This window comes from Arthrobacter sp. NA-172 (assembly GCF_043952055.1).
Classification (GTDB): Bacteria; Actinomycetota; Actinomycetes; order Actinomycetales; family Micrococcaceae; genus Arthrobacter.
The window spans coordinates 367,694-393,082 of record NZ_JBINOT010000001.1; the positions used below are offsets into that span (position 1 = coordinate 367,694).

At 62.0% G+C, this 25,389-nt stretch carries 18 protein-coding genes and 9 pseudogenes; 17 read left to right on the forward strand and 10 right to left on the reverse strand.

Features of this window, described 5'->3' with window-relative positions:
- The first annotated feature begins 251 nt into the window (after positions 1-251).
- The 5 genes and pseudogenes from ACF0H6_RS01875 (at position 252) to ACF0H6_RS01895 (ending at position 5,730) form a co-directional block, all read left to right on the forward strand.
- Positions 252-1,340, forward strand: coding sequence for a PhoH family protein (locus ACF0H6_RS01875; RefSeq protein ID WP_395248236.1), 1,089 nt, complete (start codon positions 252-254; stop codon positions 1,338-1,340).
- Positions 1,337-1,809: pseudogene (ybeY, locus tag ACF0H6_RS01880) on the forward strand (rRNA maturation RNase YbeY). Before ACF0H6_RS01875 ends, ybeY begins: the two are co-directional and overlap by 4 nt.
- A complete protein-coding gene (locus tag ACF0H6_RS01885; protein WP_395248237.1) occupies positions 1,806-3,137 on the forward strand; it encodes a hemolysin family protein in 1,332 nt (443 codons plus the stop codon). The pseudogene ybeY and the gene ACF0H6_RS01885 overlap by 4 nt, the downstream one beginning before the upstream one ends.
- Positions 3,121-4,084: pseudogene (era, locus tag ACF0H6_RS01890) on the forward strand (GTPase Era). The gene ACF0H6_RS01885 and the pseudogene era overlap by 17 nt, the downstream one beginning before the upstream one ends.
- Positions 4,085-4,158: 74 nt before the next feature.
- Positions 4,159-5,730 (forward strand): annotated as a pseudogene (locus tag ACF0H6_RS01895) (LCP family protein).
- Positions 5,731-5,820: 90 nt separating this feature from the next.
- Here the strand turns inward: ACF0H6_RS01895 and ACF0H6_RS01900 are convergent.
- A complete protein-coding gene (locus ACF0H6_RS01900) occupies positions 5,821-7,773 on the reverse strand; it encodes a M13 family metallopeptidase (RefSeq protein ID WP_395248238.1) in 1,953 nt (650 codons plus the stop codon).
- Between the two features lie 252 nt (positions 7,774-8,025).
- Here ACF0H6_RS01900 and ACF0H6_RS01905 point away from each other — a divergent pair, with 252 nt between their 5' ends.
- The 5 genes and pseudogenes from ACF0H6_RS01905 to ACF0H6_RS01925 all read left to right on the forward strand — a co-directional run bounded on the left by ACF0H6_RS01905 (position 8,026) and on the right by ACF0H6_RS01925 (position 11,426).
- Entirely contained in the window at positions 8,026-8,397 is a 372-nt protein-coding gene (locus ACF0H6_RS01905; protein ID WP_395248239.1) for a hypothetical protein, read from the forward strand.
- A pseudogene (locus ACF0H6_RS01910) lies at positions 8,336-8,926 on the forward strand (2-isopropylmalate synthase); the annotation flags it as partial. The gene ACF0H6_RS01905 and the pseudogene ACF0H6_RS01910, both read left to right, overlap by 62 nt.
- A gap of 103 nt (positions 8,927-9,029) precedes the next feature.
- Positions 9,030-9,767, forward strand: a complete 738-nt coding sequence (locus ACF0H6_RS01915; protein ID WP_395248240.1) for an alpha-isopropylmalate synthase regulatory domain-containing protein — start codon at positions 9,030-9,032, stop codon at positions 9,765-9,767.
- A gap of 83 nt (positions 9,768-9,850) precedes the next feature.
- Positions 9,851-10,603, forward strand: coding sequence for a DNA repair protein RecO (gene recO / locus ACF0H6_RS01920; protein WP_395248241.1), 753 nt, complete (start codon positions 9,851-9,853; stop codon positions 10,601-10,603).
- Positions 10,604-10,605: 2 nt separating this feature from the next.
- Positions 10,606-11,426: pseudogene (locus tag ACF0H6_RS01925) on the forward strand (isoprenyl transferase).
- A gap of 43 nt (positions 11,427-11,469) precedes the next feature.
- On the opposite strand, the gene ACF0H6_RS01930 reads toward ACF0H6_RS01925, so the two are convergent.
- The 4 genes and pseudogenes from ACF0H6_RS01930 to ACF0H6_RS01945 all read right to left on the reverse strand — a co-directional run bounded on the left by ACF0H6_RS01930 (position 11,470) and on the right by ACF0H6_RS01945 (position 15,281).
- Positions 11,470-11,649, reverse strand: a complete 180-nt coding sequence (locus ACF0H6_RS01930) for a hypothetical protein (protein ID WP_395248242.1) — start codon at positions 11,647-11,649, stop codon at positions 11,470-11,472.
- Positions 11,631-12,542 (reverse strand): alpha/beta hydrolase, encoded by a 912-nt coding sequence (locus ACF0H6_RS01935; RefSeq protein ID WP_395248243.1) that lies wholly within the window; start codon positions 12,540-12,542, stop codon positions 11,631-11,633. Before ACF0H6_RS01935 ends, ACF0H6_RS01930 begins: the two co-directional genes overlap by 19 nt.
- A 52-nt stretch (positions 12,543-12,594) precedes the next feature.
- Positions 12,595-13,588 (reverse strand): annotated as a pseudogene (locus ACF0H6_RS01940) (alpha/beta hydrolase); the annotation flags it as partial.
- Positions 13,589-13,597: 9 nt separating this feature from the next.
- Positions 13,598-15,281, reverse strand: a pseudogene (locus tag ACF0H6_RS01945) (FAD-binding dehydrogenase).
- Between the two features lie 68 nt (positions 15,282-15,349).
- Here ACF0H6_RS01945 and ACF0H6_RS01950 point away from each other — a divergent pair.
- A pseudogene (locus ACF0H6_RS01950) lies at positions 15,350-16,418 on the forward strand (quinone-dependent dihydroorotate dehydrogenase).
- Between the two features lie 112 nt (positions 16,419-16,530).
- Here ACF0H6_RS01950 and ACF0H6_RS01955 read toward each other — a convergent pair.
- Positions 16,531-17,130, reverse strand: coding sequence for a DUF3043 domain-containing protein (locus tag ACF0H6_RS01955; protein WP_395248244.1), 600 nt, complete (start codon positions 17,128-17,130; stop codon positions 16,531-16,533).
- A 121-nt stretch (positions 17,131-17,251) separates the two neighbouring features.
- Here ACF0H6_RS01955 and ACF0H6_RS01960 point away from each other — a divergent pair, with 121 nt between their 5' ends.
- The 5 genes from ACF0H6_RS01960 (at position 17,252) to ACF0H6_RS01980 (ending at position 22,453) form a co-directional block, all read left to right on the forward strand.
- Positions 17,252-18,679, forward strand: a complete 1,428-nt coding sequence (locus ACF0H6_RS01960) for a dipeptidase (protein ID WP_395248245.1) — start codon at positions 17,252-17,254, stop codon at positions 18,677-18,679.
- A 205-nt stretch (positions 18,680-18,884) separates the two neighbouring features.
- On the forward strand, positions 18,885-19,271 hold the full coding sequence (locus tag ACF0H6_RS01965) for a HesB/IscA family protein (protein ID WP_395248246.1): 387 nt from the start codon (positions 18,885-18,887) through the stop codon (positions 19,269-19,271).
- A 182-nt stretch (positions 19,272-19,453) separates the two neighbouring features.
- Complete coding sequence (gene coxB / locus ACF0H6_RS01970; protein ID WP_395248247.1) at positions 19,454-20,326, forward strand: cytochrome c oxidase subunit II; 873 nt, start codon at positions 19,454-19,456, stop codon at positions 20,324-20,326.
- Between the two features lie 10 nt (positions 20,327-20,336).
- Entirely contained in the window at positions 20,337-22,055 is a 1,719-nt protein-coding gene (ctaD, locus tag ACF0H6_RS01975) for a cytochrome c oxidase subunit I (RefSeq protein ID WP_395248248.1), read from the forward strand.
- Positions 22,052-22,453: a cytochrome c oxidase subunit 4 gene (locus ACF0H6_RS01980; RefSeq protein WP_395248249.1), complete on the forward strand. Its 402-nt coding sequence runs from the start codon at positions 22,052-22,054 to the stop codon at positions 22,451-22,453. The genes ctaD and ACF0H6_RS01980 overlap by 4 nt, the downstream gene beginning before the upstream one ends.
- 128 nt (positions 22,454-22,581) lie before the next feature.
- Here the strand turns inward: ACF0H6_RS01980 and ACF0H6_RS01985 are convergent, their stop codons facing one another.
- Positions 22,582-22,875 (reverse strand): HPr family phosphocarrier protein, encoded by a 294-nt coding sequence (locus tag ACF0H6_RS01985; protein ID WP_395248250.1) that lies wholly within the window; start codon positions 22,873-22,875, stop codon positions 22,582-22,584.
- A gap of 164 nt (positions 22,876-23,039) precedes the next feature.
- Between ACF0H6_RS01985 and ACF0H6_RS01990 the strand changes: the two genes are divergently transcribed.
- Positions 23,040-23,831, forward strand: coding sequence for a GntR family transcriptional regulator (locus ACF0H6_RS01990; protein WP_395248251.1), 792 nt, complete (start codon positions 23,040-23,042; stop codon positions 23,829-23,831).
- Between the two features lie 151 nt (positions 23,832-23,982).
- Here the strand turns inward: ACF0H6_RS01990 and ACF0H6_RS01995 are convergent, their stop codons facing one another.
- The 3 genes and pseudogenes from ACF0H6_RS01995 to ACF0H6_RS02005 form a co-directional block, all read right to left on the reverse strand.
- Positions 23,983-24,198 (reverse strand): transposase, encoded by a 216-nt coding sequence (locus ACF0H6_RS01995; RefSeq protein ID WP_395248252.1) that lies wholly within the window; start codon positions 24,196-24,198, stop codon positions 23,983-23,985.
- A 208-nt stretch (positions 24,199-24,406) separates the two neighbouring features.
- Positions 24,407-24,838 (reverse strand): annotated as a pseudogene (locus tag ACF0H6_RS02000) (IS3 family transposase); the annotation flags it as partial.
- Positions 24,835-25,323, reverse strand: a complete 489-nt coding sequence (locus ACF0H6_RS02005; protein ID WP_395248186.1) for a helix-turn-helix domain-containing protein — start codon at positions 25,321-25,323, stop codon at positions 24,835-24,837. The pseudogene ACF0H6_RS02000 and the gene ACF0H6_RS02005, both read right to left, overlap by 4 nt.
- Between the last annotated feature and the right edge of the window lie 66 nt (positions 25,324-25,389).

The window sequence follows — 25,389 nt, forward strand, 5'->3', positions numbered from 1 at the left end:
GGGTTTCGATGCTCCGGCCGCCAACTGCAATGCGATTGATACGAGGTCGATGCGGAGTTGATATCAAACGCGGCCGCAATCGGCTTCCATGAGTCTGTTCGCACGCGGTCCGGAACCACCCTGGAGACTGGCTGGCGTAGGATTGGAAGCAATCCGAGGCCCGCGATCCTGCGCCCATCCAGCGAACGGACGTCGGAGCAAATCGATGGACATGACCAACCCGGAGGAGCACAGGCCGAGAGGCCAGCACTATGACTGAATCACTGAACGGGCGGCCCAGGGCCGGCAGCGTTGACACAGGTCCGGCCGAGTTTCCACACTCTGTTCCGGGCGCACGGACCGAAGTTGTCGTCTTCGAGAACTCTGATCAGATGGTTCAGACCCTTGGCAGCCATGACGAGGCGCTGCGGTATATCGAAGCCCAGTTCCCCGGCGTCGACTTCCACGTCCGTGGCAACGAGCTCTCGTTCAGCGGACCGTCCAACGACGTTCCGAGGATCATGCGACTCTTGGAAGAGGTGCGCGGCTTGGTCGGCAAGGGGACGGTTATCACGCCGGACGTGCTCCAACAGCTCGTTTCTTTGCTGCGCAGCCAGTCCTTGCAAAACCCCGTGGAAATCCTGACCCACAACATTCTTTCCAGCCGCGGCCGCACCATTCGCCCGAAAACGCTGAACCAGAAGAACTACGTTGATGCCATTGACGACAACACGGTGATCTTCGGGATTGGCCCGGCAGGTACAGGCAAAACGTACCTCGCGATGGCCAAAGCCGTTCAGGCATTGCAGCTCAAGGAAGTCAGCCGGATCATCCTCACCAGGCCCGCCGTCGAGGCCGGGGAGCGCCTCGGTTTCCTGCCTGGAACGTTGAGCGACAAAATCGATCCGTATCTTCGTCCCTTGTATGACGCCTTGCACGACATGATGGATCCGGAGTCCATCCCGCGCCTCATGGCCGCGGGGACCATCGAGGTAGCTCCCCTTGCGTATATGCGCGGACGCACGCTCAACGATGCGTTCATCATCCTTGATGAGGCTCAGAACACCACGGCGGAACAGATGAAGATGTTCCTGACCCGGCTGGGATTCGGTTCGAAAATGGTTGTCACGGGGGATATCACCCAGGTGGACCTGCCCTTTGGCGCAACCTCAGGGCTGCGTATCGTCCAGGAGATTCTCAGCGGGATCGACGACGTGAACTTTACGATGTTGGACGCATCCGACGTCGTCAGGCACCGGCTGGTCGCCGACATTGTGTCCGCCTACAGCACATGGGATGAAAAGCATCGGGTTCGTGCGGAGAACGCACCCGCGCACGACAAACGGGGAGAACGCAGATGAGCATCGAAGTCAACAACGAGTCCGGCATCCAGGTGGACGAGGCGCAATTGGTGACGCTTTCGCGATTCATCTTTGAGCGGCTCTACATCCATCCCCAGGCCGAACTTTCCGTCCTCCTGCCGATGAACCGGCCATGGAAAAACTTCACATCGAGCTCATGGACGAACCGGGCGCCACCGACGTGCTGTCCGTTCCCATGGATGAGCTGACTCCGGGAACACCGGGCAAGCCGACACCGCAGGGAATGCTGGGGGACATCGCCATCTGCCCGCAGGTGGCCGAAGTCCAGGCACGCAACGCCGGGCACACCACGCAGGATGAAATGCTCCTGCTGTGCACGCACGGAATCCTTCACCTGCTCGGCTTCGACCACGCCGAGCCCGAGGAAAAAGCAGAGATGTTCGGCCTGCAGCGTGAGCTGCTGTCCGCGTTCCTTGGCAAGGACGCCCCCATGGAGACCATGCAGTGACCTCACTCATCCTGGTCGGGATGGCGTTGGTGTTCCTCAGTTTCGTCGCCCTGCTGACCGCGGCTGAAGCTGCCTTCACCTTCCTGCCGCGGCACGACGCGGAGCAAGCCATCGGCAGGAGCCGGGGAAATTCGCTTCGCAGTATTCTCGCCCAGCCCCTCGCGCACATCCGGGCGCTGCGGTTCTGGCGGGTCTGGTTCGAGATGGCGGCGGCGGTGGCCGTCGCCGTCGTCATGCACAGCCTCCTCGAGAACGTCTGGCTTGCCGGTCTGGCGGCAACGGGCATCATGGCGGTGATTGGTTTCGTTTTGGTGGGTGTCTCGCCGCGCCAACTTGGTCGCGCCCACTCCGGCGCCGTGGTTCGCTACTCGGCCCCGCTCATCAGGTTCCTGTGCTGGATCCTCGGTCCTATTCCCGGCTGGCTCGTGGCGATCGGCAGCACGGTGGCACCCGGTGCGCCGAGCGGCGATGAGGCTTTCTTCAGCGAGGAAGAATTCCGTGAACTCGTCGACAGGGCCACGGAATCGGACATGATCGAGGACAGCGAGGCCGAACTCATCCAGTCGGTCTTCGACTTCGGTGACACCCTGGTCCGCTCGGTGATGGTCCCGCGAACCGACATTGTGAGCATCGAGTCCGGGTCCAGCCTGGATCAGGCCATGGCCCTGTTCCTGCACTCCGGCTACTCAAGGATTCCCGTTATCGGCGAGAACGCGGACCAGATTCGCGGCATTCTCTACTTGAAGGACGTTGCTGCCGCATTGCACCGGCCTGAGCAGCCTGCGGTACGCCAGGACGTGGATTCCATTGCCCGCGAGGCCCGGTTCGTTCCGGAGTCCAAGCCTGTCAGCGATCTCCTCAGCGAGCTTCAGCAGGAGTCCACCCACGTGGCAATTGTCATCGACGAGTACGGCGGCACGGCAGGACTGGTGACGCTGGAAGACCTCATCGAAGAAATCGTGGGTGAAATCGTGGACGAGTACGATTCCACCGGCGCCGAGGTCACTGACCTCGGTGACGGAACGTACCGTGTCAGTTCCCGGATGAGCATTGACGATCTCGGCGAACTCTTCGACATTGACCTCGACGACGACGAGGTGGACACCGTCGGTGGCCTCCTGGCAAAGGCCCTGGGCAAAGTGCCGATTGTGGGCAGCGCGGTAGTAGTGGACGGGATCTCTTTGAAAGCCGATAGGCTGGAAGGCCGGCGAAACCGGGTCAGCCATATCATTGCGGCAGCCATTCCAAAAGAAGACACTGACCTTGAAGACCTTCTCGACGAAGCCGATACAACGCAACAGGGAGTTCCACGTGAGCAAGCACAATAAGAAGTTCGACGCCGATCAGGACTTCGGCGGCTTCCACGCGGGATTCTCGGTTCTTGTCGGGCGCCCGAATGCCGGCAAGTCGACCCTCACGAACGCGTTGGTTGGCCAGAAGGTGGCCATCACCTCAGCAAAGCCGCAGACCACCAGGCATACCATCCGCGGCATCGTCCATCGCGAAGACGCCCAGCTCATCCTCGTGGACACACCCGGTTTGCACCGTCCCCGCACCCTGCTCGGCAAGCGGCTCAACGATCTCGTGGCGGACACACTCTCAGAAGTGGACGCCATTGGTTTTTGCTTGCCCGCCAACGAGAAAATCGGCCCAGGCGACAAGTACATCGCAGCCCAGCTGGCTGCCGTCGGACGCAAGCCCATCATCGCGCTTGTCACCAAGACCGATCTCGTGGACCGTCAGGCCCTGACCGAGCAGCTCCTCGCGGTGGCAGCGCTGGGCCGCGAGGTGCTCGGCGAACAAGGCTGGGCGGACATCGTTCCGGTCTCCGCAGCGGACGGCTTCCAGGTCGATACCGTTGCTGACGTCCTCATTGGGCACATGCCCTCCTCGCCTCCGCTTTACCCTGACGGCGAACTCACGGACGAACCCGAGGCAGTCATGGTTGCCGAACTCATCCGGGAGGCAGCCCTCGAAGGAGTTCGGGATGAGCTCCCGCACTCCTTGGCCGTGGTCGTCGAAGAAATCGTGCCGCGCGAAGGCCGCTCGGAGGACAACCCCCTCCTTGATGTGCGGGTCAATCTCTACGTTGAGCGCCCATCCCAGAAAGCCATCATCATCGGAAAGGCTGGAAGCCGTCTGCGGGAAGTCGGAACCAACGCCCGCAAAGGCATCGAGGCGCTTTTGGGAACCAGCGATTTACCTCGACCTGCACGTCAAGGTGGCCAAGGACTGGCAACGCGATCCAAAACAACTCGTGAAGCTGGGGTTCTAGTCGCTGGGGTTTCTCCCAGTTTCGGCCCATAAGATGGTCCGAATCCCATTTTCCGAGGAAAGGTTGAGCGAGCAGTGCGACGTCGCGATGCACGCGTCCAGGAGCCCGGCGCCATTGGTGGACGCGGTACTGCACGCCACGGGGAAGGCCCCGGCACCCCCCGCCACATGAATGCTCTGAAGGGGCTCCCGCTCTGGCTGAAGATCACAGCTGTGACCGTTTCTGTGTTGTTGGTCGGCGGTATCGCGTTTGCCGCGTACTGGGTTATCCGCTTGCAGTCGAACATCACCACGGCACCTTTGACGGCGGGCGCTCCACGGACCGAAGCTGCGGTCAACGATGCCACCGACCGTTTGCAGATCCTCATCCTCGGCTCCGACACGCGGGATGGGAAAAACTCGCAATACGGTTCCACCCAGGACTCCACGGGCTACGGCCAGTCGGATGTCATGATGTTGCTGGACATTTCCGCGGACAACAAGAGGGTGAGCCTCACCAGTTTCCCCAGGGATCTCCTGGTGAACGTGCCGAAATGCACTGATCCCAAAACCAACACCACATATCAACCCCATACCAACGTCATGATCAACTCGGCCATGGCAGAAGCGGGTATCGGTTGCGCGGTGGACACCGTGAATCAGCTCACGGGCCTCCAGATCGACCACTTCATGATGGCTGATTTCAACGCCGTCAAGGAACTATCCCAGGCTGTGGGTGGCGTCGAAGTATGCGTGAGCGACCCGGTTTACGACCCCGATTCCGGGCTCCGGCTCCCCAAAGGAACGTCGAATATCCAAGGAGAGCAGGCATTGGCCTTCCTGAGGACCCGCCATGGTTTTGGCGACGGGAGCGACCTTGGACGCATCCAGGCGCAGCAGGGCTTCCTTTCCTCGCTGACACGCAAGATCAAGTCCGATGGCACGCTCAGCAATCCGCAGAGCCTGCTTTCCATTGCCGACGTCGTGACCAAGAATCTCACCGTGGACAGCGGCTTGGCGTCGGTCCCGTCGCTCCTGACCATCGGAAGCCGGCTCAAGGATGTGGACTTGTCCAATGTAGCGTTCGTCTCGGTTCCCACCCAGCCGGCCGCCGTCGATCCCAACAGGCTTGAATTGGTTCAGCCGCAGGCCGAACAACTGTTCTCCGCAATGCGGGCGAACCTGAACCTGACCAACCCAGGGGCAACGGCCACGCCGTCTGCCAGCGCTTCGGCGGCGCCATCAACAAGCCCTTCACCTGCCGCCCCAAGCGCCCCTGCTGCGCCGGCCTATAACAAGGCCCTTCAGCCCGTGACTGTTGCCGACGGTTCTGGCGTGACATCCCGAGCCCAGGAAGCTCGCTACCGCATTGATCGGCGGCGGTTTCACGAAGGCAGGGCACTTCCTTGCCGCGCCCGTGGCCAAGACAGTTGTCTACTACGGGACCGGCTATGCCGACGTCGCCCCGGACGTCGCGAATCTCCTGGGATCCCCGCCTCGCAAATCGAACTGTCGCCCGGTGTTGTCGGAGTCCAGGTGTACGTGGGCAGCGACTTCGCGTCCGGGGCCAAATACGGCGTCGCTTCGGTTCCGCCCGACGTCGTCAAACAGACGGCGGCAGGCGCCGTGAAGTGCCAAACGGTCAATCCTGTCAACATCACGCGCTAGCAACTACCACCAGTAAACTCAGCGAAGGAGCGGTGGCCGCATGCCCACCGCTCCTTCTGGTTGTAGTGCCGGGTGTCTTGTTATGTGGCTCTACCAGATGCTGACGCGGTCTTCCGGAGACAACCACATTCCGTCTCCGGCTTCAACGGCAAACGCGTCATGGAAGGAGTCGAGGTTCTTGGCGACGGCATTCGTGCGGAACTCATTGGGGGAGTGCGGGTCCGTGGCGAGGCGCCGGATGGCTTCCTCGGAACGTATGACCTGACGCCAGCCTGCTGCCCAGGACATGAAGAAGCGTTGCTGGCCGGACAGGCCCTCCAAAACGGGCGGTTCCGCACCGTCCAGGCTCAGGAGGTAAGCCTTGTAGGCAATCGTCAAGCCACCCAGGCCGCCGATGTTTTCCCCCAAGGTGAGTTTCCCGTTGACCTTGTGCTCGGGAGCAGCCAGCGGAGCGAGCGCGTCGAATTGTGCGACCAGCTTGGCGGTCAATCCTTCGAAGGCCGTGCGGTCATCCTCGCTCCACCAATTCCGTAGTGTGCCGCTACCGTCAAACTGAGAGCCTTGATCGTCGAAGCCGTGGCCGATCTCGTGGCCGATGATGGCACCGATGCCGCCGTAGTTGACGGCGTCGTCGGCCTCAGCCGTAAAGAACGGTGGCTGCAGGATCGCTGCCGGGAAAACTATCTCGTTCAGCAACGGGTGATAGTACGCGTTGACGGTCTGCGGGGTCATAAGCCACTTGTTCAGATCCACCGGCTTGCCGATTTCATCGAGGTGGCGGTCGACGTCGGCGTCGTGCGCGCGTTCGACATTCCCCAACAGATCGGTAGGGTCGATAACGACTGCGGAATAATCAATCCACTCGTCCGGGAAACCAATCTTGGGCCGGAACGCCCCGAGCTTCTTCAGCGCTTCCGCCTTGGTCTCCTCGCCCATCCAGGCGAGATCAGTAATGCTCTGACGATAAGCCTCGATCAGGTTGGCAACCAGGGTCTGCATTCTGGCCTTGTAGCCCTCGGGGAAGTGGCGCTCCACATAGATCTGACCGACAGCCTCACCGAGGGCGGCTTCGACGACGGCGACGCCCCGCTTCCAGCGGACCTTGTTTTGCGGCGTACCGCTCAAGGTTGTGCCGTAGAAGTCGAAGTTTGCGTCGACGAAAGCCGAGGACAAATAAGGGGCGGCCGCATTCAGCACGCGCAGGGCAAGCCACTCCTGCCACGTGGCAAGGGGTTCGGATTCCACCAAGGCGGCAGCGCCGGCAAAGAAGTCAGGGGTGCTGACCACCAGTTCGGTGTATTTGTCCCCTTCGATCCGGGCTGAATCGAACCACGCATCCAAGTAGGGGAAGAGCTCACGTCCTTCGTCCGCAGTTTTCAGGTTGTACGTCTTCTGGGGATTGCGAAGGGTGACGTTGTCCCAGTGGTGGGCGGCGAGGGCCTTTTCAAGCGTGACGACGCGCCTGGCCGCTGCATCGGCGTCGGGGACACCTGCCAGGCCGAACAGGCCGGCGACGTATTTGACGTACGCGGTCACGATCGGCTCGAACTTTTCATCCCGGTAGTAGGACTCATCCGGAAGGCCCAGGCCGCCTTGGCCGATGTACAGCAGGACTCTGTCCGGATTGCCGGCGTCTGGCGCGGGGTAGATGGAGAAGAGGCCGGAAACATCGGAACGGAAAAGCCGACCCGTCAGTGCCACGACTTCAGCTGGCGAAGCAGTGGCGAAGACTTCACCGATCCGGGCGCGGACGGGATCCATTCCCTTGGCCTCGGCAGCGTCCTGGTCCATGAAGCTGTTGTACAGCTCGCCCACTTTGCGTTCGATCCCGCTGGCTTCCTCGCCCTTTGCGGCGGCTTCTTCGATGATCGCTTTGACCGCCAGTTCGGCCCCATCGCGTAGCGCAGTGAATGTTCCTTCGAGCGGGCGATCATCCGGGATGACCGTGGCCTTCAGCCATGCACCGTTCACGTGCTGGTAGAGGTCGTCCTGTGGCCTGACGCTTTCATCGATATTGGACAGTGTGATCCCCGACTGTGGCATAGGAACTCCTTCGGACGACGCAGTGCATTCGGTTCGCCACCGTTCGCGCGTCTGCATAGTGGACGTTGCTTCTGGTATTTCATTGTCATCATACGCACCCGTGTTACTGTGAAATGGTGCGTGCAGGAATGCTTCTCCTTAGCTGCCGCGGCGGGGCCTCGTAGGCGATCATTCGCTAGGCCAACCCTCGCTGCGGAGTTAGCTATGCCCGGCCAATCTTCCATCAAAGATTAAGAGAAAAGGCCCCAAGTCATGCGCAACGCACAAAAGCCCTCCGGAATGCCCATTCATCGGTACCTGCCTTTCCAGGACCAGATCAATGTCGAGCTGCCGGACCGCACCTGGCCTGACAAGGTCATCACGAAGGCTCCGCGCTGGTGCGCCGTGGACTTGCGTGACGGCAACCAAGCCCTGATCGACCCCATGAGCCCGGCCCGCAAGCTGAAGATGTTCCAGCTCCTGGTCAACATGGGCTACAAGGAAATCGAAGTCGGCTTCCCGTCTGCTTCCCAGACAGACTTCGATTTCGTGCGCCAGCTCATCGAAGGCGGCCACATTCCGGATGACGTTTCCATCCAGGTCCCTGACCCAAGCGCGCGAACACTTGATCGAGCGTACGTATGAGTCCCTGGAGGTGCGAAACAGGCCATCGTCCACCTCTACAACTCCACCTCGGTGCTCCAGCGTCGCGTCGTCTTCAACCAGTGACGAGGACGGCATCCTCGATATCGCCCTCCAAGGTGCCCGTTTGTGCAAGAAGTACGAAGAAACCCTCGAGGACACCCACATCACCTACGAGTACTCGCCGGAATCCTTTACCGGAACCGAGCTGGAGTACGCTGCGCGCGTCTGCAATGCAATTGCCGATGTTTTCGAGGCCTCAGCGGACAAGCAGGTCATCATCAACCTGCCAGCCACCGTGGAAATGGCCACGCCCAATGTCTATGCCGACTCGATCGAATGGATGCACCGGAATCTCCATCCCCGTGACGGCATCATCATCTCCCTGCACCCGCACAACGATCGAGGCACCGGCGTAGCCGCGGCAGAGCTGGGCTACCTCGCCGGCGCCGACCGCATCGAAGGCTGCTTGTTCGGCAACGGCGAGCGGACCGGCAACGTGGACCTCGTCACCCTTGGCCTGAACATGTTCGTGCAGGGCGTCGATCCGATGATTGACTTCTCGGACATCGACGAGGTCCGCAGGACTGTTGAGTATTGCAACCAGCTGCCTGTGCCCGAGCGTTCCCCGTACGGTGGCGACCTGGCTTTTCACGGCATTTTCGGGCTCGCACCAGGACGCCATCAAGAAGGGTTTCGAAGCCCTCGAAAAGGATGCGGCCGCCGCGGGCCAGGCCGTCGACGACTTCACGTGGCAGGTTCCGTACCTGCCGATCGACCCCAAGGACCTGGGCCGCAGTTACGAGGCAGTCATCCGCGTCAACTCCCAGTCCGGCAAGGGCGGCGTGGCGTACCTGCTCAAGAACGAACACAGCCTGGATCTGCCTCGCCGGGCCCAGATCGAATTCTCCGGCGTGATCCAGCACCGTACCGATACTGTGGGTGGCGAAGTCAGTGGACCCCAGTTGTGGGCGATGTTCCAAGACGAGTACTTGCCGGCCAGCACCTCCGACGGCCAGTGGGGACGGTATTCGCTGGGTTCCATCCGCACCGAAACCGATGAATCCGGAGACCTTACCCTCCATGCAGCCCTGCGCGTAGACGGCACAATTGTTCAGCGTACCGGCACAGGCAACGGCCCCATCGCGGCCATACTGGACATCTTGCGTCAAGACGGCGTGGACGTCCGCGTCCTGGACTACACCGAACATGCTCTCTCCGAAGGTGGGAGCGCCACCGCGGCGGCATATGTCGAATGCGCCGTGGGCGAGCGGGTCTTGTGGGGCGTAGGCATCGATCCCAACACGAGCACTGCTGCCCTCAAGGCAGTCATCTCTGCAGTCAACCGCGCCATCAGGGCCGTTCGGGCATAGCCTTTGCCGTGCGGTGTCCGTCAACACGGCGCCGCACGGCTCCACCGGCCCCAAGTACGTCCGGTGTGGTGGGAAGATTAACTGTGGCCAATCCTTCGTTTGCAGCGCGGTCCTATCGGGACGATGCCGTAGTGCTGCGCACCCACAAACTGGGGGAAGCGGACCGCATCATCACTTTGCTGACGAAGCACCATGGCCAGGTCAGGGCCGTGGCCAAAGGCGTGCGGCGGACCAGCAGCCGGTTCGGCGCCCGGCTTGAGCCCTTCATGGTGGCAGACCTGCAACTGGTTTCCGGCCGGACCCTGGACATCGTCACCCAGGCTGTCGCCAAGGGAGCCTACGGCAGCTCCATCGCGGCCGACTACTCCCGGTACACCGTGGCTGCCGCCATGACGGAAACGGCAGAAAAGCTCACAGACGCCGACGCCGATTCGGGCACTGCCCAGTACAACTTGCTAGTCGGGGCCCTTGCCGCGTTGAGCCGTTCCGACCACCCGCCGGAACTCATTCTGGACTCCTATCTCCTGCGGGCCTTGGCCACCGGCGGTTGGGCGCCCAGTTTCACGGATTGTGCCCGCTGCGGAGCGGCCGGGCCACACACTGCTTTTGCGGCCCCCTTGGGCGGAATGATCTGCAATTACTGCCGTCCGCCGGGTTCCCCCGCGCCCGCCGCCGAGACCGTGGTGCTGTTGGGCGCGCTGCTGACGGGGGATTGGGCCACGGCGGATGTGTCCGAGTCCTTGCATCGCCGTGAGGCCGCCGGATTGGTAGCGAGTTATCTGCAATGGCACCTTGAACGAGCATTGAAGTCCCTCAAACATGTGGAGCGAAGCTGAAAGTGGCACTGGGAAAAAAGAAGACGGCAACGGCACGGACCACCCCGGTGGTGGCCCCCTACCACCATCCCTCGGGCGCCAGTGCTCTCCGGCTATCCCTGCAGCACTAGTACCGCGGCATGTGGCCATCGTCATGGACGGCAACGGCCGCTGGGCGAACCAGCGTGGCCTTCCGCGCATCGAGGGACACAAGGCCGGCGAGCCTGCACTGTTGGACGTCATGGCCGGTGCGATCGAGCTCGGCATCAAATACGTGAGTGTCTACGCATTCTCCACCGAAAACTGGCGTCGTTCTCCCGAAGAAGTTCGCTTCCTCATGGGATTTAACAAGGATGTGCTACGTAGGCAGCGCAACCAGCTAGACGAATGGGGAGTGCGGATACGCTGGGCCGGACGGCGGCCCAGACTGTGGGGTTCAGTTATCAAGGAACTTGAGGATGCCGAGGAGTACACCCGCGGCAACGACACGTGCACTTTGACCATGTGTGTTAACTACGGTGGGCGCGCCGAAATCGCCGACGCCGTTGCGGCGATTGCCCGGGATGTTGCCGATGGCCTCTTGCAACCCAGCTCGGTGAGCGAGAAAACCATCCAGAAGTACCTGGATGAACCGGACCTTCCGGATGTGGACCTGTTCCTTCGCAGCTCCGGCGAGCAGAGGCTTTCGAACTTCCTGTTGTGGCAATCTGCCTACGCGGAGTTCGTGTTCCTGGACACGCTGTGGCCCGACGTCGATCGCAGGACTTTGTGGGACGCCGTCGAGATCTATGCCAAACGGGACCGCCGCTACGGCGGCGCAGTGGACGCCGCTACGCCTCGCTGACCGCATGCATTTCAACCAGCACAGGTGTGCTGGAAGGACGCAGTCAGTCCGGATAGGAAGCCAGCCAGATAGCGACATCCCGGTAGGCCTGCTGGCGGACTGTGCGTCGGGATAAGAAGACGTCGTGGAGGGCGCCGGGATAGCGGAATACCGCTGTCCGGCGGCCGAGGCCCAGCGCTCGGCGGGCTGTTTGCTCGACGTCAATCACCGCGTCGACGCGCATGAGTTCCGCGCTCCAGTCAGCCTGGATGCGGGTGCGGCCCGAGAGCAGCACCAGCACCGGAGCGTCGATATTGAGTTTACGTTCGACGGCGGCGTGCCCGGCCAAGACTGCCTTCGTCCATCCCGCGCGAATCGGGAAAGAAGCCTTGGGCCGCCACTCGGGATCCAGGTCCATTCCCCGTGGGCCAGGTTGCTCACGCTTTCCCAGTAGGCCGGCATCTCGGGGAATCGGAACGGCCGTTTGGGGTCGGTGCGCGCAAACGGCTCCACCACGTGCATCGCGATGCTGCGGATCAGGCTGCTGCCTTGGAGTTCCAGCCATGGCGAGTTCAACGTCAAAGTAGCGATGCGTCCGGGGTTCCGGTCCGCCCAGAGTGCTGCAACGAGGCCTCCCAAAGAGTGCGCCAGCAGATGAACCGTGGGCGGCTCCGCGCTGCCGGTTCGTTCGGCGATATCCTGCCGGATGGAAAGCAGTGCGGCGTCAAGGTCTTCGTCGTAGACGGACAGGTCCGTGGTGTACCCGGGAGTCTGGCCGGGGCGCAGGCTCCGCCCGAACTTACGCATGTCAAGGGCGTAGAAGTGGAACCCGGAAGCTGCGAGGAATTCGGCCAGTTCCGTCTGCATAAAGTAATCGGCCCAGCCGTGCAGGTACAGCACCCCTCTCGGTGGACCCTCGGTGACGGGAACATCGCGCCGGCGTCGGCGCCTGGTGAAGGCAGTCAACGAATCCAGGAGGCCGTGGGGTACCGGCAGCGCGGCCTCGGGCCGGACGTGCCGTATCAGGGTGGCGCAAACCGGTCCCTCTTCATCCGGTGAGAGCTCCAGTTCCAAGACCTCGAAAGCGGTGCCCAGATAGTCCTGTTGCCAGACGGGCAAACCTATTTGGGTGGTCATGGTGTTTCCCCTGTTTGTCCAGGTGCTCCCTGCCCGTTGAATGATCCGGACCCGGTTCGTTGGAAATGTAGCCGCGAACCCAACGGGCCAGCCTGGCATAGGCATCGGCACGCACCGGGCCGGCCGACAGGAAGACATCGTGGAGGCCGCCATCCACCCGTTCCAGCGTCACGGTGCGGCCCAGGGTCATGGCGCGCAGGGCCATGGTGTTGACGTCCAGGACCCGCGTCCGAGTGGCGCATGGATTCCTGCCAGATCATGCCGTTGGCGCTCGCTCCGGAGATCAGCACCAGGATGGGGATGTCGATTCTCAGCCCCCGGGCTACTTGAGTGTGGCCACTCAGGACCGCGCTGAGCCAACCGGCCCGCATGGGAAAGGCCAACGGCGGGCGGTATTTGTCGTCGAGCAGCCATTCCCCTTCTGCCGAGCTGCTGATGCTGCGGTAATAGAAGCCGCGTTCGGGCAAGCGCAGGATGGTGGTGGGCCGGAACCGCGCGAGCGGCTTCACCATGGTCTGGGCTGCGCGGCGCACCACGGAGCTTCCGTGCATTTCGAGCCACGGACTGTTGAGGACCAAATATTGGACGGAACCGGGGTGCCTGCTGACCCACAAGGCCGCGACGAGGCCTCCCGTGGAATGCCCCATGAGTGTCAGCGGGCGGGGCTCATCGTCCCAGGATTCGTGGGACCGGATCATGTCGATGGCTTTGCCGATCTCGGCGTCGTAGTGATCCAGATGTTCCACATACCCACCCGGAGTTTCCGCCTGCAGGCTGCGGCCATGGTTGTGCATGTCGAGCGCGTAGAAATGGAATCCTAATCCGGTCCAAAATTCCGCCAGGGCAACATTGAAAAAGTAGTCGCTCCAGCCATGCAGGAAAAGGACAGACCCGTTGGCCGCCGGCGTTTCACTTTCCGGGCCTTCGGCACCCTGGTGGGGGACATGGCGGACCAGGGTTGCCCGCCGGACCACACCATCGGGTCCTTCTGCCTCGAATGCGCAACTTTCGAAGTCCGCGCCGAGAATGTCGGTCTGCCACTCCATGTGAACAGCTTAGACACTCGCCGCGGCATCGCGCCCGGCTGCTCGTCCGGAGAACAGACAGCCGCCAAGGAACGTCCCCTCCAGCGCCCGGTACCCATGGATTCCACCGCCGCCGAAGCCAGCCGCTTCGCCGGCGGCGTACAAGCCCGGAATTGGTACCCCGGAGCTGCCAAGAACCCGCGAGCGGAGGTCCGTCAGCAGGCCACCTAGGCTCTTGCGCGTGAGCACGGAGAGCCGAACGGCCACGAGAGGGCCGTACTTCGGGTCGGTGAGGCGGTGGGGTGGAGCCACCCGCATGATCTTGTCGGTTGCAAAGCGTCGGGCCGCGCGGATTGCCGCGAGCTGCGGGTCCTTGCCCAGCCCGCTGGCCACCTGCAGGTCCCGGTCACGGATGAGCGAGCCGAGCCGGGCGGGATCTATCAGCGGGGAACCCGTCAGCGTGTTCATTTTCGCGGCCAGCTCGGTGACTGTTGTGGCCTGCAGGAAGTCCACGCCGCGGTCCAGGAAGACCTGCAACGGAGAATCGCTGCCGGGCTTGAGGCGGGATGCCAGGAGCCGGATGTCCTTGCCGGTGAGATCCGGGTTCTGCTCTGACCCTGACAGGGCAAATTCCTTGAGGGCGATCGTGCGGTTGCATATGAACCAAGAGTGCCCGTGTCCGCCCGCCAGGATGTGCCTGAGTGAACCCAGCGAATCGAACCCTGGAAAGAGTGGAGCAGGCAGCTGGCGCCCTTCAGCGTCAATCCAAAGTGACGACGGCCCGGGCAGGATGCGGATGCCATGCAAGGGCCACACGGGAGAGTGGTTGTGGATGCCTTCGGGGTAGTGCCACATCCGGTCGCCGTTGATGAGTTCCCCGCCGGCAGCGGCGGCGGAGGTGAGGAAGTCGCCGTCGACGGACGCGGGAACGCCGCTCAGTAATTGTCCGGGCGCCGAACTGCCGGGCCACTGCCTCCTCACGGAGGCATGGTTACCGCCGATTCCGCCCGTCGTCACGATCACCGCGCCCGAGGTTGCCTCGAAGCCCCCGACGACGGTCCTTGAGGACGCTTCGCCGCGTCCCACGCCGGACTCCTCAAGAATCTCGCCGCTGACCCCGGTGACCCGGCCCGCCGTCGTCGTCAGTTCCTTGGCGCGATGCCGGAAGTGAAGTGACACCCTGCCCCGAGCGACGCCTTCGCTCACCTTCGCCAGGAACGGTTCCACGATTCCCGGGCCCGTGCCCCACGTGACATGGAACCGCGGGACCGAATTTCCATGGCCTTGTGGTCCATAGCCTCCGCGTTCAGCCCACTGCACCAAAGGGAACATCCGCACGCCCAAGGCCCTGAGCCACGCACGCTTCTCTCCGGACGCGAAGTCTACGTACGCCTCCGCCCAAAGCCGGGCCCAGGAATCCTCCGCGCGGTCGAAGGCGGCGGATGCCATCCAGTCGTTCAGGGCAAGTTCCGCACTGTCCCTGACGCCCAACCGCCGTTGCTCGGGGGAGTTGACCAGGAACAGTCCACCGAAGGACCAATATGCTTGGCCACCCAAGGAGGCGGCCGGTTCCTGGTCCAGGTACGGCAACCCGTTTTCCCTCAGCGTAGGCCTGGGCCGCGGCGACCAGCCCTGACAGTCCGGCACCAATGACGATGACGTCGGCTTCGATGGTTGCCTTGGAGTGAATTCCATCACGTGGATTGCTCGGCATTCGTACATGCTACCGCCCGGTAACCGCGTTGGTTTGGTGCACGCCCCGTAAACCGGAAAACTAGGAGCATGCGCGTTTACCCCACTTTCTTCAAGTTGGCTTTCTCTTGGATGGATGCCGAAAAAGCCCACAGGATCGGCTTCCAGGCAATCCGCTTTGCACACCGTTCGGGAGCGGGGCGTGTTCTGGCCAAAATGACGGCGCCGCACCCCTCCCTGCGCACGGAGGCTTTCGGCTTGACCTTCCCGTCACCGTTTGGCCTTGCTGCGGGTTTCGACAAGGAGGGCCACGGTATCGAGGCCCTTGCTGAACTGGGCTTCGGCCATGTCGAAGTTGGAACCATCACCGGGCAGGCCCAGCCGGGCAACGAGAAGCCGAGGCTTTTCCGCCTCGTCGAGGACAAGGCCGTCATCAACCGGATGGGCTTCAATAACGACGGCGCAGCGGCCGTTGCCCCGAGGCTCAAGGCTGCGCGCGCCTCACTGCAGCGAACACACCACGGCGTCCGCCCGGTGATCGGCGTCAATATCGGCAAGACCAAGGTGGTTGAACTGGATGACGCCGTCGAGGACTACTTGGTGAGCGCCCGAAGCCTTGCCCCCGCCGCCGACTACCTCGTGGTGAACGTCAGTTCTCCGAACACTTCCTGGACTGCGCCTGCTCCAGAACGTCGAGACACTTCGCCCGCTTCTGCGCGCTGTTGGAGACGCCGCGGATGAGTCTGCCGGGCGTCACGTGCCCCTTCTGGTCAAAATCGCACCGGATTTGAGCGACGAGGACATCGACGACGTCGCCCGCCTCGCCTTGGACCTTAAGCTCGACGGGATCATTGCGACGAACACCACCATCGGGCGGGAAGGCCTCGTTTCCGGGTCCGGAAAAGTGGAGGCATGCGGGGCCGGCGGACTCTCGGGTGCCCCGCTCAAGGAACGTTCACTCGAGGTCCTGCGCCGGCTCAAGGCCGCTGTGGGGGAGGGCCTGGTGCTCATTGCGGTAGGCGGAGTACAGTCCGCGGGCGATGTCCAGGAACGGCTCGACGCCGGAGCAACCCTCGTGCAGGGATACACCGCGTTCCTTTATGAAGGCCCGTTCTGGGCTGCCGGAATCAATAGGGCACTTGCCCGGCGCATCCGCTAGCAGTCCTCCAGGGGATAGCCCCCTGAGGCAGATACCGGCAAAGAAAGACCCTGGAACAGAAGTTCCAGGGTCTTTCTCTCTATCGGAGCCTTTGGCGTCGTTGCAATCGGCCTTAGGAGGGGTATTGGCCGCGCTGTACCAGCGGCTTGGGCAAACGCAAACGGCGGAATTGCAGGGACCGCATGCTGCCATACCAGACGGTGCCTCGCTCGACGTCGCCGAATTTCTGCCCCAAACCCTTGCGCAGCTTGCGGGAAAGGATGAAAACGTCCGCAAAGACGGCCAGGAACATGACCCAGAAACCGATCAAGATGTAGCTGAGCGCGTCGCTCCCCGAAGGAATGACAAACGAGATCACCACGAACAGCAGCGCACCGAACATGAGGTACTCACCCAAGCTGAAACGGGCATCGACGAAGTCGCGGGCATAGCGCTTCTGGGGTCCCTTGTCCCGCACCGGCAGGTACTTTTCATCCCCGGTATCCAGAGCCTGGCGCATTTTCTGGCGCTGGTCCTGGACCGCAACGCGCTCGGCTTCTTTTGAGGCCTTACGGTCCGTAGGAACCAGCGGGCGCTTACGGGCCATTTCCTGTTCCCTGCGCTTGGGCGTGGGTGCGCCCTTGCCAGCACCTGTGCCTTTCGCAGCGGCATCGGCAGAAAGCTGGTCTATTGAGTCTTGAGCGCTCGGCTCATCCTTTTTACGTCCAAACACCACTACAGAATACCCCGCAGGAGCTGCCCCAAAAGGCGACGTGGTGCGCCGCCCCTTGAATGCCTCCGCCACGCCGTCCCGCCGGTTCCCCGGCATCACTCCCGGCGGTAGTGTTTTGGCCATGACTTCAATGAATGCGGAGATCCCGCAGACCTCTTCCGGCGGCTCTGGCACGATCAACGTCGATGCGCTCAAGTCCTCCGTCGATGCATCCTTTGACGAGACGATGTCCCGTTTGAAAGCCTTGGTCGCCATCCCCGGGATCGCCTGGCCCAGCTTTGACCCCGCCGAACTGGAGCGGAGTGCGGAGGCCGTAGCAGCGCTGGTTCGTGAATCAGGGTTCGTCGACGTCCAGATCCTGCGCTGCGACAAGACAGATGGCACACCAGGCGGTCCAGCCATCGTTGCCCGCCGCGTTGCCGCACCGGGCAAACCAACAATCCTGCTTTACGCGCACCATGATGTGCAGCCGCCAGGTGACTTGAGCCTGTGGGACACGGAACCGTTCGCGGCCGAGGAACGTGATGGCCGTCTTTACGGGCGGGGCGCGGCCGATGACAAAGCAGGAATCATGGCCCACCTGGCCGCCTATGCGGCGGCTACCCAGGTTTTGGGCGACGATTTTGGCTTGGGCGTCACGTTGTTCTTCGAAGGTGAGGAAGAAGCGGGCTCGCCAACCTTCCGCACTTTCCTCGAAACTTACCGCGACTTGCTCGAAGCGGACGTCATCGTCGTCGCGGATTCGAGCAACTGGAAAGTCGGCGTGCCAGCCTTGACAACCAGCCTCCGGGGCCTGGTGGACGGCACCTTCGAAGTCCGTGTCCTGGAGCACGCCGTGCACTCCGGGATGTTCGGCGGCCCGGTATTGGATGCTCCCACCCTTTTGTCCCGCCTGATCGCCACGCTTCACGACGACGCCGGCAACGTCGCCATCGAGGGATTGGTTGCCAAGGATGAGGTGGTAGAGGATCTCGACGAAGAGCAGTACCGCGCCGATGCTTCCGTGCTCGACGGCGTGCAGCTGGCTGGCAGCGGCACCATCGCCTCGCGGCTCTGGACCAAGCCCGCCTTGTCCATCATCGGCATCGACGCGCCCGCCGTCGACGTTGCATCCAACACTCTCCTCCCCACAGCACGGGCGAAATTCAGCCTGCGCTTGGCACCCGGCCAGGATCCGGATGCCGCGATGGACGCGGTGGGAAGGCACCTCACGGCGAATGCGCCTTTCGGAGCAAAGGTGACCTTCGTGCCGGGGGAGCGGGGCAATGCTTTCTCCACCGAAACCGGATCAGCTGCGGCCCGGATCGCTCTGTGGGCACTGGGTGAGGCCTGGGGTGTGCAGGCTGTGGAAATGGGCATCGGCGGGTCCATACCGTTTATTGCGGATCTCACCGAGATCTACCCCGATGTCCAGATTTTGGTGACCGGTGTCGAGGACCCCGATTCCCGGGCCCACAGCGCCAACGAATCACTGCACATCGGCGACTTCCGCAACGCGGTACTGGCTGAAGCACTGATGTTGGCCCGCCTCAACACCAAGGGTCTCTGACAGTCCACGGCACGCAGGGGCGGGCATGTGGACCGCGGCGAACGGAATTGCTGCAGGGAACACGGTAACGGTCGCAGTGGTTACGTTAGAAAGTTATAGCTATACGCCGGCTCGTCGTAGCATGTAGCTATAACCCGCACGTATTTGGGTAAGGGCAGGCAGCGCGAAGGCGCAGCCGCCAAGAGCGTCATAAGAAGGTAGGCCAATGAGCACTGCAACCAACGAAAACAGCACCGGAACGCAGCTTGCAGGCGGCGAGCTTCCCGAGCACGAGGTCAAATTGACCGATGTCGCCGCAGGCAAGGTCCGGAGCCTCCTCGAACAAGAAGGTCGTACCGACTTGCGGCTCCGCGTCGCTGTTCAGCCGGGCGGCTGCTCGGGCCTGATCTACCAGCTGTACTTCGACGAACGTCTGCTCGACGGCGACGCCGTCCGCGACTACGACGGCGTCGAGGTTGTTGTCGACAAGATGAGCGTGCCTTACCTGAGCGGTGCCAGCATCGACTTTGAGGACACGATCTCGAAGCAGGGCTTCACGATCGACAACCCCAACGCCGGCGGGTCCTGCGCCTGCGGCGATTCGTTCCACTAATCGGGGCATTCGCCGACTGTTGGCCCAGCTCAGGAGCGGGTTAATTCCCGGGCCGACGCACTGGGCCAGCATGTCGGCGAAAACCGCCCGGTAGCGGTAAGCTCTACACCGGGTAGTAAAACTTTAGTGTGCCCGGTGGGCTTTTGCTCCGCCGGGCGCAGCAACAAGAGGAAGGGCCGTCTGTGAGTTCGCAGAACCGAACCGGCAGCCGACGCATAAAGATCACCTCGATCACTGGCTTGGCACTAGCCGGCGCGTTGGTTTTGACCGGATGTTCGCCAGAGGTAGAGAAGGGTTGGTTGCCCACGGATCGTGGGACCACCAGCAACACCGGCCGGATCATGGACCTCTGGGTCAACTCATGGATCGCCGCCCTCGTCGTCGGCATCATTACTTGGGGCCTGTTGGTCTGGTGCATCATCGCCTACCGCCGGCGCAAGGGCACTACGGGCTTCCCGAAGCAGCTCAGCTACAACCTCCCGCTGGAGGTCTTTTATTTGACGATTCCGCTGTTCATGGTCTTGGTGTTCTTCTACTTCACCGATCAGGATCAGCAGGCCATTGATAACCGCTCCCAGCCGGCGGACGTCACCATCGACGTACGTGGCAAGCAGTGGGCGTGGGACTTCAACTACGTGAAGGGCTCGGTTATCACTGACGACCTTCACGAGGCAGGCGTCCAGGCGCACCTCACGGGTAACAACGTGGACAAGGACAAGCTCCCCACTCTGTACCTGCCGGTCAACAAGTCAGTTGACCTCGAGCTGAACTCGCGCGACGTCATCCACTCTTTCTGGGTTCCAGCCTTCCTGCAGAAGCGCGACATGATCCCCGGCAAGACCAACTACATCAGGTTGACCCCCACCAAGGAAGGCACCTACGACGGCAAGTGCGCCGAACTTTGCGGTGAGTACCACTCCGAGATGCTGTTCCGCGTCAAGGTCGTTTCCGAGGCTGAATTCCAGGCACACATGGACCAGCTTCGCCAGAGCGGAAACACCGGACTTCTCGACTCGAAGTACGACCGCAACCCTAACCTGAACGTAAAGAATTAAGGGACGCGACGTGGCTACTTACACTCAATCCGCCGGAGTCCTTGAGTCTCCCGTAGTACCGAAGTCCAAGGGACGCATCGTCGTCAACTGGATCACTTCCACCGACCACAAGACCATCGGGTACATGTACCTGATCGCGTCCTTCGTGTTCTTCTGCCTGGGCGGCGTCATGGCGCTGCTCATCCGCGCAGAACTGTTCGAACCCGGCATGCAGATCCTGCAGACCAAGGAACAGTACAACCAGCTCTTCACGATGCATGGCACCGTCATGCTCCTGATGTTCGCAACGCCGCTCTTTGCCGGCTTCGCCAACGTCATCATGCCGTTGCAGATCGGCGCCCCTGACGTCGCCTTCCCGCGACTGAACGCTCTGGCCTTCTGGTTCTTCCTCTTTGGCTCCACCATCGCCGTGTCCGGCTTCATCACCCCACAGGGTGCAGCCTCCTTCGGTTGGTTCGCCTATGCGCCCTTGTCGAACACGACGTTCACACCTGGTGTCGGTGGTGACCTCTGGGTCTTTGGCCTCGCCCTGTCCGGTTTCGGAACGATCCTTGGTGCGGTCAACTTCATCACCACGATCATCTGCATGCGCGCTCCTGGCATGACCATGTGGCGCATGCCGATCTTCACCTGGAACACGCTCGTTACGGCCATCCTGGTCCTCATGGCCTTCCCGCCTCTGGCTGCTGCGCTCTTCGCCCTGGGCGCGGACCGTCGCTTCGGAGCGCATATCTTTGACCCCGAGAACGGCGGAGCGGTCCTCTGGCAGCACCTGTTCTGGTTCTTCGGGCACCCCGAGGTGTACATCATCGCGTTGCCGTTCTTCGGCATCGTCTCCGAGATCTTCCCGGTATTCAGCCGTAAACCGATCTTTGGTTACAAGGGCCTCGTCTACGCGACCATCGCTATTGCCGCCCTCTCGGTGACGGTATGGGCGCACCACATGTACGTCACCGGCTCAGTCCTTCTTCCGTTCTTCTCGTTCATGACGATGTTGATCGCGGTGCCTACGGGTGTGAAGTTCTTCAACTGGATCGGAACGCTCTGGCAGGGTTCCATCACGTTTGAGACCCCCATGCTGTGGAGCATCGGCTTCCTGGTCACCTTCCTCTTCGGTGGCCTGACCGGCATCATCCTGGCCTCGCCGCCGCTTGACTTCCACGTTTCGGACTCCTACTTCGTGGTGGCTCACTTCCACTATGTTGTCTTCGGTACCGTCGTGTTCGCCATGTTTGCGGGGTTCTACTTCTGGTGGCCCAAGTGGACTGGCAAGATGCTCAACGAACGCCTCGGCAAGATCCACTTCTGGCTCCTGTTCCTTGGCTTCCACGGCACCTTCCTCATCCAGCACTGGCTCGGCGTTGAGGGTATGCCCCGCCGGTACGCGGACTACATGCCGCAGGACGGCTTTACCTGGATGAACCAGTTCTCGACCATTTCTTCCTTCGTGCTTGGCGCCTCGCTTCTGCCGTTCTTCTGGAACGTCTACATCACGTGGCGCAGCGACAAGAAGGTTGAAGTTGATGATCCCTGGGGCTTCGGCGCCTCCCTCGAGTGGGCAACTTCCTGCCCGCCGCCGCGTCACAACTTCACGTCGCTTCCCCGCATCCGCTCCGAGCGTCCTGCCCTGGACCTGCACCACCCGGAGCTGGCACAGCACTACACTGCCCAGACGCCTGAGCCGGCAGCAGTTCTGCTCGGCAACGCTGATCAGAAGGACGCCAAGTGAAAATCGAATCATGGATTTTTGGAGCCGGGACATTCTTCTTCGTCCCAGTCGCTATTGTCTACGGTTTCCTGACCCACTGGTCTGAGTGGGTTGGCGCCCTGGGTATTCTCCTGGTCGGCGGCCTGGCCGGCATGATCGGCGGTTACCTGGGTTTTACGGGCAAGCGTGTCGGCATGCGTCCCGAGGACCGTCCTGACGCCGAGATTCATGAAGGTGCCGGAGAGCAGGGACACTTCAGCCCTTGGAGCTGGTGGCCGCTGGTTCTTGGACTTGCTTGCGCCGGCGGGTTCCTTGGCCTCGCTGTCGGTTTCTGGATCACGTTCGTTGCCGCTGGCTTGGCTGTAGTAGCCCTGGTCGGTTGGGTCTTCGAATACAGCCGTGGAGACCACGCGCACTAGAAATACTTGAAGAACGACGTCGGGCCCCACCATTTGGTGGGGCCCGACGTCGTTTTCTTCTTCCGGTCATGCCACCAGCAAGACCGTCCGGTCAACGCATGCTGAGCGGACCGCTTGCTTTACCTGTTTCAACGCCCTTCTACGGCCCCCAGAACGGCCGAGAGAGCTGCCAAGGCATCGTCCACCTCGTCCAGCGTCCGGCCTGCTGTAAGAGCCTCTCCAGAGACGGAGAGAACCACCTCACAGCCGTGGCCGAAGTCTTCTGTCATGACCTCAAGCAAGGACCGTGCGTCGACGGTTTGACAGCCGGGCTTACGGATAGTCACGGGAAGGCCCGTGGCTGTCACGGCGCGGACGAACACAGCAGCTGCCCTCGCGTGGAGGCCGATCTCTGCGGCGACAATGGCTTTGTGCTCGGGCAACCCGGCTCCTTTGATTCGGACGGCCAGATGCCGACTGCAATTTTGATCCATACAAGCGTAGCCCCGCCAAACGGCCGACGCGTGCGCCCAGGCCGGCTGGTCTAGACCTGAGGCCGGATTCACCTACTCTTGGTATATGGAAGATTTCTTGGCCGAAGACCGTCATGCCTGCTGAAGCTGCACGCATAGCGGGGGAGATCGATCGCAAGAGCGGGACCCTTATTTACGTACAACTGCGTGAAATCCTGCGCAGCTACATTTCCGAGTCCTGCAAGCCCGGCGCCGCCTTGCCGTCCGAACGCGACCTGTCCGACCGTTTCGGACTTGCCAGGATGACCGTGCGGCAGGCCATTGACGCACTTGTTGGCGAAGAGGTCATCGAACGGGTTGTCGGCCTTGGAACCTTTGTCCGTAAACCAAAGCTGGACCTTCAGGTGAAGCTCACGTCTTATAGCGAGGAAATGCAGCGCCGCGGCATGGTTCCGGCTGCGAAGGTTTTGAGCTTTGAGCAGATTTCCGCGAGTGCCTTCCTGGCGCGGGAACTCCAATTGGAGGAGGGCACGCCCCTCGTCCGCTTCAGGCGTCTCCTGCTCGCCGATAACGAGCCGATGAGCGTGGACGAAAACTTCATACCCGCCCACCGTGTTCCAGGGCTTCTGGACGATGCGCCTCCCACCTCGCTGTACAACGTACTGAGTGAAAAATACGGCCTCGTCATGGAGTGGGGCGAGGACATGATCGAGGCAACCGCTGCATCGCCCTCCACCGCGCGGCTGCTTAATGTCGACGTCGGCACTCCGCTACTCAAGATTCAGCGCCACGCCTTCGTTGCCCGCGCCATGGTGGACTACTCCGTGTCCTATTACAGGGCCGATCGCTACAAGTTGTGGGTTCCGCTGCAGCGCCCGGGCGTCCGCTCCACTCGAAGCCAATCCACGGGGTACCGCAACCACTAGCACAAGCACAAGGCCGTAGCGTCAAGCAGGGAAGTACCGGCTGTGGCCTGATCGCAGCAGACTACGCCCGCCGAACAGATCTGCAGGAGACAACTGAAGCCCCCGTCCGAGGTGAACTGGTCCCTGAAAGTTGGACTGGATAAGTAAGAGCCTAGGCTTCGAGGGCCTGAGCACGGTATTGCACCGGGCTCAGGCCCTTTAGCTTTGTCGAGATTCTTTCGGTGTTGTACCAGCGAATGTACTCGTCTAGCGCTGTTTCCAATGCGTCGGTGCTGATGAACCGGACTCGGTGGAAAAGCTCTTCCTTGAGGTGGCCGAAGAAGTTCTCCATCACGGCGTTGTCGTAGCAGTTGCCCTTGCGTGACATGGACTGGGTTGCGTCGGCGCCCTGTAGGAGATTCCGCCATGAGACGTGCTGGTACTGGAAACCCTGGTCCGAATGAACGAGTGGTTTTTGCCCGCGCTCGAGGGTTGCCAGCGCCTTGCGGAGTGATGTGTTGGTGAGGTCCAGGGTTCGGGGAAGGGCCTGCCGCGTAAGAGATGATCTGCCGGTTGAAGAGGTCCATGACCGGTGAAAGATAGACCTTCCGGTCACCGACGCGGAACTCTGTCACATCCGTGACCCACTTCTCGTTCGGGGCTGTTGCGTCGAACTCGCGGTTCAGCACGTTCGGGGCAATCGTGCCATGCCCGCCCTGATAGGAGTTGTAGCGCTTCTTTCCCCTGACCTTGCAGACCAGCTTCAGGGAACGCATCAGCTTCAGCACGGTCTTCTTCGCGACCGTCCGCCCTTGCCTGGTCAGCTCGGTGTGGATGCGGCGGTGCCCGTACCGGCCATGGTTCTTCTCGAAGATCTCCGTCACCGCGGCTTTCAGTGCTTCCTGCGGGTCAGGGGCCTGGAGGCGGGCCTGATGATAGAAGAACGTCGACCGGGCAAGGCCGGCCACCTGCAACAAGACAGGCAGGGGAAAGTCGGCCTTGAGGGCGGTGATGGCATGGACTCTCACCGTCGTTCCTGCGCCCTCAAGGCCCGCAATTTTCCCAGGTAAGCCACTTCCGCCCGCAACCGTTCGTTCTCCCGGCGCAACCGCTCCAGTTCGGGCAGTTCCGCGGAGGGCCGGGCATCCGGTGCTTTGGGCCTGCCTGCGGGCTTCGGGCGCAATGCGTCAGCGCCCTCGCGGCGATACGCCCGTGCCCAGGTTTTCAGCAACACCGGAGAGGACAAGCCCACCTCCGCCGCGAGGTCCGGGGCGGTCTCGCCCGCGACGAACCGTTCGACCAATGCGAGCTTGAATTCGAACGAGTACGCCTGTCTCGTCGGCTTGGCCACCAGCGCTCCTCGACCATGGATCTTCCACCGCCGATAGAGAAGCTTGACCGGTCCGCGAGACACGCCCAGAAACCTCGCCGCCGCACTATCCGCGATGCCTTTCTCAAACCACGCTACAGCGGCCTCGCGCTGATCCTCCGATAACGAACTACGTGCATGCATGAAACTGCTCCCCGGGAGTCGGAACTGAATTTCTCAGTCCAACTTCCGGGGAGCAGTTCAAGGTGG

Excerpts from the sequence above, each read along its gene's own strand:
- ACF0H6_RS01905 (WP_395248239.1), top strand. The coding sequence starts at position 8,026 with ATGCGCAACGCACAAAAGCCCTCCGGAATGCCCATTCATCGGTACCTG.
- ACF0H6_RS02005 (WP_395248186.1), bottom strand. The coding sequence starts at position 25,323 with ATGCATGCACGTAGTTCGTTATCGGAGGATCAGCGCGAGGCCGCTGTA.
- ACF0H6_RS01960 (WP_395248245.1), top strand. The coding sequence starts at position 17,252 with ATGACTTCAATGAATGCGGAGATCCCGCAGACCTCTTCCGGCGGCTCT.
- ACF0H6_RS01935 (WP_395248243.1), bottom strand. The coding sequence starts at position 12,542 with ATGACCACCCAAATAGGTTTGCCCGTCTGGCAACAGGACTATCTGGGC.
- ACF0H6_RS01990 (WP_395248251.1), top strand. The coding sequence starts at position 23,040 with ATGCCTGCTGAAGCTGCACGCATAGCGGGGGAGATCGATCGCAAGAGC.
- ACF0H6_RS01875 (WP_395248236.1), top strand. The coding sequence starts at position 252 with ATGACTGAATCACTGAACGGGCGGCCCAGGGCCGGCAGCGTTGACACA.
- ACF0H6_RS01995 (WP_395248252.1), bottom strand. The coding sequence starts at position 24,198 with ATGTCACGCAAGGGCAACTGCTACGACAACGCCGTGATGGAGAACTTC.
- ACF0H6_RS01965 (WP_395248246.1), top strand. The coding sequence starts at position 18,885 with ATGAGCACTGCAACCAACGAAAACAGCACCGGAACGCAGCTTGCAGGC.
- ACF0H6_RS01900 (WP_395248238.1), bottom strand. The coding sequence starts at position 7,773 with ATGCCACAGTCGGGGATCACACTGTCCAATATCGATGAAAGCGTCAGG.
- ACF0H6_RS01930 (WP_395248242.1), bottom strand. The coding sequence starts at position 11,649 with ATGCGCGTCGACGCGGTGATTGACGTCGAGCAAACAGCCCGCCGAGCG.